Source organism: Cellulophaga baltica (assembly GCF_018861125.1).
Classification (GTDB): domain Bacteria; phylum Bacteroidota; class Bacteroidia; order Flavobacteriales; family Flavobacteriaceae; genus Cellulophaga; species Cellulophaga baltica_A.
In genome coordinates, this window is record NZ_JAHKQN010000024.1 from 25,177 (window position 1) to 36,856 (window position 11,680).

An 11,680-nucleotide genomic window follows, 5' to 3' on the forward strand; every position below is an offset into this window, starting at 1 on the left:
ACACAACCAAAAATTTATATAATTAACTGGAATACAGATTACTAAAAACAAATTATAAAATCAAAAATTACATATTTATAAATTATATTAACTAGAAATTAATTATATTATAATGGACACAAAACTTTTCAACAATCTTGAAATAAATGTTGAAAAATATCAATTTTGTATAATTAAACATTTTCATCAATTTAAATTATGACAGCCAATTTTAGATAAACAATATTTTTAGCCCCCTTATTTTCATAATTCCATTATCATATTAATTTGAAATTGGTATAATATCCTGGATTTAATAATGACAAAATTAAACCTCTACAGATTCTTTAAGATTTAGTAACATATGTTATTCATTTTTAATTATATCTTGTGAAAATTAAACTTAATTTTTTAGGGTATTTATTTTTAAAATTTCACTTTTACTATGGCTATAAATACAAAAGAGTTTTTTAATAGAGATTTATCTTGGTTACGTTTTAATCACCGGGTATTACAAGAAGCTAGTGATATTAGAAATCCGCTATATGAAAGACTTAAGTTTTTGGCTATTTTCTCATCAAACTTAGATGAGTTTTTCAAAGTTCGAGTGTCTGATATTCGAAAAATAAAAGAGTTAGATAAACCTTTACGTAAAAAACTAATTACAAAGCCTAACAAATTACTCTCTAAAATTAAATCACAGGTAAATAAGCAACAAGAAGAATTCGGAGCTATCTTTTTTAATGAGATTTTACCTGAACTAGCAAAACATAACATTCATTTGCTTAAAATTGAAGATTTAGATAGTCAACAAATAAGTTTTATAATAGCATATTATGAAAGTATTAAGCACCAGTTTAAAATAATAAAAAATGAAGATTTTAAAACGCTTGAAAATGAGGTGCTATATCTTGTAGGCTCTAGTACTAAAGGAGATTTAATAGGTTTGAAAATTATAGAAGATATTTCTCGTTTTGTTGAAATACCTAATAAAAAAGGTGAAAACAACTTCATTTTTATCGACGATGTGCTACGTTTTGCCTTAAAAGAAAATTTTGAATCTGAATTTTATGCCCTTAAAATTTCAAGAGATGCAGGACTCTATATTGACAGTGAATATTCTGGAGATTTACTTGAAAAAATAAAAAATGCATTACCTAACAGAGAAACAGGTCAAGTGACTAGGGCATTAATTGATCAATTAATGCCTAATGATTTAATCTCCAAATTGGAAAAAACATTAGATATTAATGAGACTGATTTAGTAAAAGGTGGGCGTTATCATAATTTTAAAGACTTATTTGCTTTTCCTGAGGTAGAAAATGATGTATTGTATTTTAAAAACTTACCTCCTATTAAAAATGAGCGTTTTACAAATAAATCTTCTGTTTTTGAAGTTATTGAGCAAAAAGACCAATTATTAAGTTTCCCCTACGAATCATTTAATGACGTAATTACCTTATTAGAAACTGCAGCGACAGATAAAACTGTAACTAAAATTAAAATTACACTATATCGTGTTGCGACAGATTCATCAGTATCAAAAGCTATTTTAAAAGCTATTAAAAATGGTAAAGAAGTTTTTGTTTTTATAGAAACTAAAGCTCGTTTTGATGAACAAAACAACATAAAATGGGGTAAATTATTGCAAGATAATGGTGCAAATGTAAAATATAGTTATGCTGGTATAAAAGTACATTCAAAAATATTTTACATTGAAAAAATAGAAAATGACACTTTAAAAAGTTATGCATATATCGGGAGTGGTAATTTTAATGAAAAAACATCTAAAATATATACTGATTTTGGTTTGATGACTGCAAACCCTAAGATTACTTCAGAAATAGCTCAGGTTTTTCAAGTTTTAGAAGGTAATTTAATTATTCCTAAAACTAAACACTTATTGGTGTCTCCATTTACAACACGAAGCACTTTTACAAAACTTGTTGAAAATGAAATCGAAAATTCAAAATCAGGCAAGGAGGCTTATATCGTTTTAAAATTAAACAGTCTACAAGATGATAAAATGATTCAACTTTTATATAAAGCCAACAATGCTGGTGTAAAAATTCGCTTATTAGTGAGGGGTATTTGTTGCTTGGTTCCTGGTATTAAAAACCAAAGTGAGCATATTTTTGTGACCAGTATTGTCGATCGTTTTTTAGAACATAGTAGAGTATATATTTTCGCAAATGGTGGGCAAGAAAAATTATATTTTGGTTCTGCTGATTGGATGACTAGAAATCTTGATTATAGAATTGAGGTTATTACTCCAATTTTAGATGCTACTATATTTCAACAAATTAAAAACCAGTTAGAAATTCAATTAAACGATAATGCCAAAGCTCGAATAATTGATCATTTGCAAACGAACACTTATATTAATACTACAATTAAAGCCTCAGAAAGTTCACAACACATAATTTACAGGAGCTTACTTTAGTTTATAAAAGAATGTCAACCTAAAATTGTATCAAAAATATAACGTCAGACTACTTAGGTTACATGCTATTGGGTTAATTTAGTGTTGAGTAAAGCACATTACTTAATTTGAAATAGCAGATATTTGTTGGTTGAAATGAAGAAGAAACAAAAACGCATTTTTAGGCGAGTTTTAAGGATTTTTGCAGTTTTACTATTACTATTTATAGGTATTATTTTATTTATAAGAAGTCAGTGGGGGCAAGATATCATTGTAACCAAAGTTATAAAGTACGTTTCTGACAAAACAAATACTGAAATACGAATTGATAAACTCTTCGTTACATTTTCAGGGAATCTATATTTAGAAGGTCTTTATCTTGAAGATACAAAAGGTGACACATTAGTTTATTCAAAGACTTTAGAAGCTAATGTACCTTTTATGCCAATAATTACCGGTACTAGCGTTAGTTTAAATTCATTAACCTGGGAAGGCTTGAAAGCTAATGTTACTAGAGAAGAAGGTACGGAAGATTTTAATTTTAGTTTTTTAGTGAATGCATTTGCTACACAAGATACCGTACCAACTACTACAGAAAGTGAACCATTAAACCTTTCAATTGGTGATATAATTTTAAGTGATTTTGATATTACCTATAAAGATGATTTTTTAGGAATTGAAAGTGCCGTTAAATTGGGTACGTTTGAGGTAGTTTTTGATGAGCTTGATCTTGAAAAAATGCGCTATGTAATTGATGATATTGAATTACAAAATACAACTATCAATTACAAACAAACAAAACCTTTTATTACCACCGAAGATACCACTACCACACAACTGCCTTATATAGAAATTGGTGATGTAGAATTTAAAAATGTAAAAGCAGATTACAACTCAGTAATTGATAAACAAATTGCTAATGTTACAATTGGAAATTTCAATTTACAGTTAAATAAAGCAGATTTAGAAACTAATACTTTTGAGATTGATAGATTAGCCTTAAACAATTCCAACATTAGTTTTAAAGCTGAAGCACCCGCTACAATTACCAATGATTCTATAGCAACCGAAACCACTTCACCTTTTGAGTGGCCAGCATATAAATTTACACTTAATGAGTTAAACTTTGAGAATAATAATCTTAATTACCAAGCAGGAAACACACCAGCTGAAGTAGGTACATTCAATGCAAATGCTATTGAAATTTCTAACTTTAACTTAAAAACTTCTGACCTATCTTATGAAGCAGGGAAAGCTGCACTTTCATTAGAAACTTTTTCTTTTAAAGAAAAAAGCGGATTCATGTTAAAAGATTTTGCTTTTAATGCTAATTTAGAAGATACAGAAGCTACAATTACAGACTTAAAACTAAAAACAAATAATAGTGAGCTTTATGGTAAAGCTTCTCTTAAATACAATGCTCTCCAGCAGTTAATTGATGCACCTGAAAATTCTTTTTTTAATATTGAACTGCCAAAGTTTGCTATAAATATTTCCGATGCTTTTATTTTTCAACCCGATTTAAAGAACAATGAAAATATAGCTAAAACAGCTGAAAATAATATTACGGGAAATGTAACAGCTTCAGGAAGTTTAAAGGCTGTTCAAATACCCGATTTAATTATTAATTGGGGTGAAAACACACAAGTTTTAGCACAAGGTGAGCTAGGTAATTTAACGCAACCGGACTCTTTATCTTTTAATTTTAAAACTATCAAAGCCACATCAAACCGAAAAGATATCTTAAATTTTATTCATGAAGAAGACTTAGGTGTTTCAGTACCTAACACAATAAATTTAAATGCTATTGCTAGTGGAACAGCTACTGATGCTACTGGAGAAATACAAGTGAAAATACCTGAAGGAACTGCAAAAATCACAGGCAATTTTAAAAATACAAATCAAATTGCCTTTGGTGGAAATTTAAAAATAGACTCGCTTCAATTAAACAAATTACTTAAAAATGATCAACTAGGCGCTCTTTCATTTACTATGGATGTTTCAGGAAGTGGATCAAGTGTAAATACTTTAAATGCAAAATTAGCTACAGATTTTAGACAGTTAGAATTTAAAAAATATGACTTTTCAAACTTAAAATTAGATGGTGAAATTGTAAATGGAAAAGGAGCTATAAATCTAAATTTTAAAGACAAAAACTTAAACCTTAATGCAGACACCAATATTAATCTTGATTCTACTGCTTCTGCTATAAAATTAAATTTAAATATTATTGGTGCAGATTTATATGCTTTAGGAGTTACAAATGAAAATATTAAAATTGCTTCGCAACTAAATACAGAATTTAGTGGGAATGCCGATGACTTCACATTAAATGCTACAATTAAAGAAACTATAGCGGTATTAAATAATGAACAGTACCGAATGGGCGAATTAAATTTGGCCAGCAAAATTGATACTAGTAGTACCAAATTTGAAGTTAGTAGTAGATTCTTAAATGGTAATTTAAAAGCTAATAGTTCTATTAATAAACTTAATACCGCACTACAACAACAATTTAAATATTATTTTTCAGATTCTATCGTGGAAAATGAAACGACAAATCCTATTGTTTTAAATATGGATTTTAAACTAAGGCCTACTCCTATCCTAACTGAAGTATTCTTAAGAGATGTAGAGCGTTTAGATACAATTTCAATTTCAGCTGATTTCAATTCTATAACTAAAAACCTGAATGCATCGTTGATTTTACCATCTGCAATGTATAATGGCAGTTCGGTTGATAGCTTGCAAGTAAGTGTTAATGGTAGTGCAAATGATTTAAATTTTATAGCTAGTTTAAATAGTCTTTCCTCCGATCCTATTTTAATTAAGAAAACAGTTTTTGAAGGAGTTTTAAAAAATAATGCAATGGACCTAGATTTTACATCGTATGATGATGATCAGAAACTATTGCACATAGCATCAGAACTAATATTAGCAAAAGATACCACTAAACTGCATATTAACCCATCAGAACTAATTTTTAATAAGAAACAATGGAATATATATGAAGACAATAATATTTACATTGGAGAAAATATTCTAGATTTTAATAATGTAACTTTCTCTAATAACACCCAAGAACTAACTTTAAGTAACGCTATTGAAGGAATTGATAAAGAACACTTTGGTGTTGAATTTAATAATTTTAAACTGCAGACTTTCCTTAGTTTATTAAATCCAGAAGAAGCGCTAGCATCTGGTTTGGTTGATGGTAGTTTTGTAGTAGAAAATCCTTTTGGGGCAACAGGTATTATTGCTGATTTTAGTATCAATAAGCTAAATGCTTTACAAACACCTTTAGGGAACTTAAACCTAAAAGCCAATTCTGTTAGTAACACTGGTTATAACTTTGATATGGCCTTAAAAGATGGTAATATTGATTTGGACCTAACTGGTGATTATACAGCTGATGCTACTGGCGCCAAATTAAATTTAGATTTAGCGCTTAACAAATTAGGCTTAAAAGTATTAGAATCTTTTACAGATAATGCTGTTACTGACACTTCCGGTTCTATTTCTGGAAATGTAAGTTTAAGTGGCACTACAACAGATCCAATTTATGAAGGAAATTTTGCTTTCAATGACACCAAATTTAAAATCTCGGAATTAAATTCTGTTTTCAAAATTTCAAATAAAAATTTAAAAGTTGATAACTCAGGATTGTATTTAAATAATTTTACAATTAACGACAACAACAATAATAGCTTTTCTGTTGATGGAACTATAAAAACTGCTGATATTACAAACCCTACATTCAATTTAAGCTTAAATGCAAATGCTTTTCAAGTCATGAATTCTACTGAAGAAGACAATGAATTATTTTATGGTAAAGCAAGTATGGATGCTGATATTCTGGTTAAAGGCGATTTAAACCTGCCAATTGTTACTGGCAAATTTAAAATTGGTGAACTTACTGATATTACTTATGTGGTTCCTGAATCACAACTAGATATTGAAGAGCGTGATGGAGTTGTAATATTTGTAAACCAAAAAAATCCTGATGCAATACTTACCCGAAAAGAGGAAGAAGAATCATCATCAATATTAAAAGGATACAAGGTAAACACTATTCTACAAGTTGATAATAATGCCGTTTTTAATGTCATTATTGATAAAAAAACGGGTGATAATCTTCAAGTATCCGGTGAGGCTGATTTAAATTTTGGTATGAATGCTGTTGGAACAATGAGTTTATCTGGTCGTTATGAATTAAATAAAGGCCATTATGAGACTATTTTATACAATGTAGTAAAACGCAAATTCTCAATTAAAGAAGGAAGTACGATTACCTGGAATGGTAGTCCAACGGATGCTGACCTTGATGTTACGGCAATTTATAATGTTGATGCATCGGCCACTAATTTAATGAGTAGTTTAACATCTAGTGAAGATTCGAGTGTATCGAGTAAATACCAGCAAGTGCTTTCATTTATGGTGTATTTAAATGTTGAAGGAGAAATACTAGCTCCTGAAATATCTTTTAGCTTAGATATGGCTGAAGAAGACCAAAGCGCAATTAGTGGCACAGTTTACGAACAAGTGCAACAGCTAAATGAACAAGAATCAGAATTAAACAAACAAGTTTTTTCACTATTAACATTAAACCGTTTCTTCCCAAGTTCAGGCAGTGATGGTAGTAGTGGCGGTACCGCAACAATAGCACGTAGTAATGTGAGCAAAGTTTTATCAAGCCAATTAAATACCTTTTCAGATAAGTTATTGGGTAACTCTGGTTTTCAATTAGGTTTTGATTTTGACAGTTATACCGATTACACAGGTGATAACCCTGAAGATAGAACACAACTAAACATAAATGCACAGAAAAAATTATTTAACAATAGATTAATTGTTACCGCAGGCAGTACCGTTGACGTAGAAGGTAGTGCACAAACTGAAGATGAGGAAACACCCATAATAGGTAATGTGAGTTTAGAATATTTATTATCTGAAGATGGTAGGTATCGTTTAAAAGGTTTTCGCAAAAATGAATATGAAAACATTATTGACGGGCAACTAATTATTACAGGAGTCGCTTTAATTTTTAACAAAGAATTCAATAGTTTTAGTGAGTTATTTAACCCCTTAAAAGAAGATAAAAAAGAACAATACAAAGATAAAAGTGATACTGAAGATAATAATGAATAATCATCTAATTTTAAATTGATTATCTTATAAAACATATAAATTGAAAAAATATTTTAAATATAATTATATCGCAGGCCTATTCTTATTATTGGGTGCTTACTCTTGTGGTGTATCAAAATACCTACCTGAAGGAGAAGTTTTTTATACGGGCGCTTCAATAAATCTTGAAGCGGAAGAAGACACTTTAAAAACAACAAAAATTAAAGAAGAGCTACAATATTTAATACCAACACAACCAAATTCTAAATTCTTGGGCATTCGTTTAGGTTTATATTATCATTATAAGGCACAGCAAGAAAAGCCTGGTTTTTTAAATAAATGGTTGAATAAAAAATTCGGAGAAGAACCTGTATATTTATCTGAAATTAATCCGCCACGTGTTCAAGAATTAATGCGAAACCGATTAGAAAACAGAGGTTTTTTCTATAGTAACGTAAATTCTGAAATAACTACTACTCCTAAATACGGAAGCATTGAATATACAGCGAAACTACCTGAACCTTATCGCTTAGAAAAATTAGAGCTTAAAAATGATTCACTTCTTATCTATTCTGAAATTAGACAAATTTTAGAAAAAACACCAATTAAGTCTGGTAGTAGATTTGATTTGGCTTTATTAAAATACGAACGAGAACGCATTGACAATCAATTAAAACAAAAAGGATATTATAATTTTAATTCAGATTTCTTAATTTTTGAAGCTGACACTAATAAATACAAAACCCCAAAATTTGATTTATTACTTCGTTTAAAAAACAGTACTCCAAAAAAATCAACTATACCCTACACAATTGATTCAATTACTGTTTACCCTAAATATACCGTTGAAGATACTACCGCCGTTACTGAAAATACAGTTGTAAATGGAATAAATTTTATTCAGGAAAACGAATTTTTTAAACCGAAAAGATTAGAGCCTTATATTCTTTTTAAGAAAGGAGAAAAATATAATGCGAATACTGCCAAACTTACAAGTAATAGATTCTCATCAATAGGAAGTTACAAATACGTAAACATTCAATTTAAAGAAAAAGATACTGCGGCTGCTTTAGATGAAATTGGTTCGTTAGATATGGACATTTTTCTATCACCATTAACAAAAAGATCTGCTCGAATTGAATTACAAGGCTTAACTAAATCAAATGGGTTTACAGGTCCAGGAGTGTCTCTTTCATACAGTAACAGGAATGTTTTGGGTGGTGGTGAAACATTGAGTATTACGGGTAATTTCTCTTATGAAATGCAATTATCAGGCAGCAATAATAATACTAGTATTGGTGGTGGTTTAACAACAGATTTAGTTTTCCCTAGGTTAGTGCCTTTTTCTCCAAGTTTGTTTAAAGACAATGTTCCTAAAACTAAAATTAGCTTAGGTTTTGAGTTTTTAAATAGAACTGACTTATATACTTTAACTTCACTCTCAAGCACTTTTGGTTACTTATGGAATGAAAATAAATATGTATATCATGAGCTCAACCCTATAAGTATTAATTATGTAAGCTTAAGTGATACTACTGAAGAATTTGAAGAGATATTAGATGAAAACTCATATTTAGAAAGCAGTTTTGAACAGCAATTTATTGCAGGACTTACCTATAAATTTACTTTTAATGAGTTGGTTGATGAAGGTAAAACAAACCCAATTTATTTCTCTACCAATTTTGATATAGCTGGTAATGCTTTAAACCTTTTAAGTGGTGGTAATGATAAGGCTTTTGGTTTAGACTATGCACAATACGCAAAAATAGATGCAGACTTTAGGTTTTATCACAGATGGAAAAATGACAACACTTTTATTGCTCGTGCGTATGGAGGCTTGGGAGTACCTTACGGTAACTCAAGTACATTACCTTATGCTAAACAGTTTTTCTCTGGTGGCGCATATAGTGTTCGAGCATTTCAAATTAGATCATTAGGTCCTGGTACTTTTTTTACAGAAGATGATGATACTAGTTCGTATTACGACCAATCTGGTAATTTAAAATTAGAAGCAAACTTAGAATATCGTTTCCCAATTGTTCCCTACTTGAAAGGTGCTCTTTTTGCTGATGTCGGTAATATCTGGCTTACTTATGATGTAGATATATCAGAAGATGATGACGAAGATGATATTGCTTTTCTTGAAGAATTAAGTAGTAAAGGTAAATTTAGTAGTAATTGGGCCAAAGAACTGGGTGCTGGTGTAGGTTTCGGATTAAGAGTAGATATACAAAGTTTTGTTATTCGTTTAGATTTAGCTTCCCCGTTTAGAGTACCATATTATGATGAAGGTGAACGTAGTAGAATTCCATTTTTTGATGGTGGAGATGATAATTTAATGTTCAATTTTGCAATAGGGTATCCTTTTTAAAAAAGCATCATTTATTGACAACTATTAATTCTGTGAAAACAATAAAACACTGACTATCAGTTAAATTAACATTATACGAGACAAGATCATTTTGCAATCACATCAATATACTATTGATTTTCGTATTTACATTTAAAGGCAAATATTTCCAATATAATTTATTAAACTGTTTCTCATTTTTTTTTAAGTTAATTTTTCTCTTAGATAATGTACAGTCGCCTTAACTGTAGTCTTTCTGATAAATAGCTCAAACTAGAGTTTAAGCTAATTAGTTTTTGAACAATTTTTCCAATATTAAATTTGCTACATCTTAAATAACAATCAGCAAAAGCATAAATTTCAGGAACTTCTTTATAATTGCTAAGTAGGTAAATACTCTTGTTTATTTTCATTTACAACCTAAAGTTCCATAAAAATCGCCTTTATATTTCCTTGATCCTTTAAAGGCTCCTAACGTATATTAGGAGTCTCGTAAATTTCTTTATCAAGCAGTTCTATTACAGTATTTTTTATGAAGCTACGCACTTCCTGAATACACTAGAATATTTAATAAAACGAAGAGAAGAATTTAAATTTTACTAAAAAATATTTACAATTTAAATGAGCTTAAAATTCATAGCAATTGTTTAATACCTATAATATATTTCTATTATAAAATGAAAATCAATAGAAGTATCCTTTTTTCTTATTGAGTTAAACCAAGCTGTATTCATTCTATAATTTTGAATCATAAAAAAATATACTATGGATTTAAATATAAAAGGAAAAACAGCTTTAATCACTGGAGGTGATTCTGGTATTGGTTTAGAATCAGCAAAATTTTTAGCCCGTGAAGGCGTAAATATCGTTTTATCTGATAGAGAAGGAAATAAAGATTTAGAAAATGCTGTTAAGCAGGTAGAAAAAGAATGTACAGGTAATGCTAAAGTTATGGGTATTCCTGCTGATATATCTAAAAACGACGAGGTATTAGCACTAGCATCTAAAATTGATACAGAATTTGGTGGTGCGCATATAATTTTTCACTCTGCAGGTGCTCGTGGTGCAGCAGGTGATTTTTTAGAATTAACTGATGACGACTGGTCTAAAACTATTGATGTTGATTTAATGGGTGCTGTACGTATAGCACGTGCGTTTATACCACAAATGCAAAAATTAAAATGGGGTAGAATGTTAATGGTTGCCTCAGAAAATGCTTTTCAACCATATGTGGAGGAAAGTCCATACAACGCTTGTAAAGCAGCAATTATAAACTTATCAAAATGTTTATCAAGAGGGTATTCTAAAGAGAATATTTTATTCAATACAATTTCACCGGCATTTATTGAAACGCCGATGACTGACGCTATGATGGAAGAATTGGCTGAAAAAAGAGATTGCACTGTTGAGGAAGCAGTACAATGGTTTGTAAAAAATAATAGACCACATATTGCTATGCAACGTAGAGGGAAAACTGAAGAAGTTGCTTCAGTAATTGCATTTTTATGTTCAGAACATGCTAGTTATGTAAATGGAACAAATATAAGAGTTGATGGTGGTGCTGTAGAATCTGCTTTTGGATAGAAATTAATCTATATAAGTATTGATTGAGCAGACAAGATTACAATCTTTTATGAGCATTCTTTTAAAACCGACAGCAAGTTCTTGACTTTCAAAAATTAACGCTTCTGTAATGCTATCACTTAAAATAAGCTGTTTTAAGAGGTATTCAACAACATATTTATTGTCAGATGTTAACAGTACGTATTTTATGTTAGTCAAAGCCTTAAAACGTATTTAGT

At 29.7% G+C, this 11,680-nt stretch carries 4 protein-coding genes; all 4 read left to right on the forward strand.

Going from position 1 to position 11,680, the window contains the following annotated elements; all coding sequences use genetic code 11:
* The first annotated feature begins 424 nt into the window (after positions 1-424).
* The 4 genes from ppk1 (at position 425) to KO500_RS12560 (ending at position 11,462) form a co-directional block, all read left to right on the forward strand.
* Entirely contained in the window at positions 425-2,422 is a 1,998-nt protein-coding gene (gene ppk1, locus KO500_RS12545) for a polyphosphate kinase 1 (RefSeq protein WP_215956895.1), read from the forward strand.
* 135 nt (positions 2,423-2,557) lie between these two features.
* Positions 2,558-7,549, forward strand: a complete 4,992-nt coding sequence (locus KO500_RS12550) for a translocation/assembly module TamB domain-containing protein (protein ID WP_215956896.1) — start codon at positions 2,558-2,560, stop codon at positions 7,547-7,549.
* Between the two features lie 40 nt (positions 7,550-7,589).
* Positions 7,590-9,899: a BamA/TamA family outer membrane protein gene (locus KO500_RS12555; protein ID WP_215956897.1), complete on the forward strand. Its 2,310-nt coding sequence runs from the start codon at positions 7,590-7,592 to the stop codon at positions 9,897-9,899.
* A 744-nt stretch (positions 9,900-10,643) separates the two neighbouring features.
* Complete coding sequence (locus KO500_RS12560) at positions 10,644-11,462, forward strand: SDR family NAD(P)-dependent oxidoreductase (RefSeq protein ID WP_215956898.1); 819 nt, start codon at positions 10,644-10,646, stop codon at positions 11,460-11,462.
* The last annotated feature ends 218 nt before the right edge of the window (positions 11,463-11,680 follow it).

What these genes read in the sequence shown, in the direction of transcription:
- ppk1 (WP_215956895.1), top strand. Translation starts at nt 425, where the DNA reads ATGGCTATAAATACAAAAGAGTTTTTTAATAGAGATTTATCTTGGTTA.
- KO500_RS12550 (WP_215956896.1), top strand. Translation starts at nt 2,558, where the DNA reads ATGAAGAAGAAACAAAAACGCATTTTTAGGCGAGTTTTAAGGATTTTT.
- KO500_RS12560 (WP_215956898.1), top strand. Translation starts at nt 10,644, where the DNA reads ATGGATTTAAATATAAAAGGAAAAACAGCTTTAATCACTGGAGGTGAT.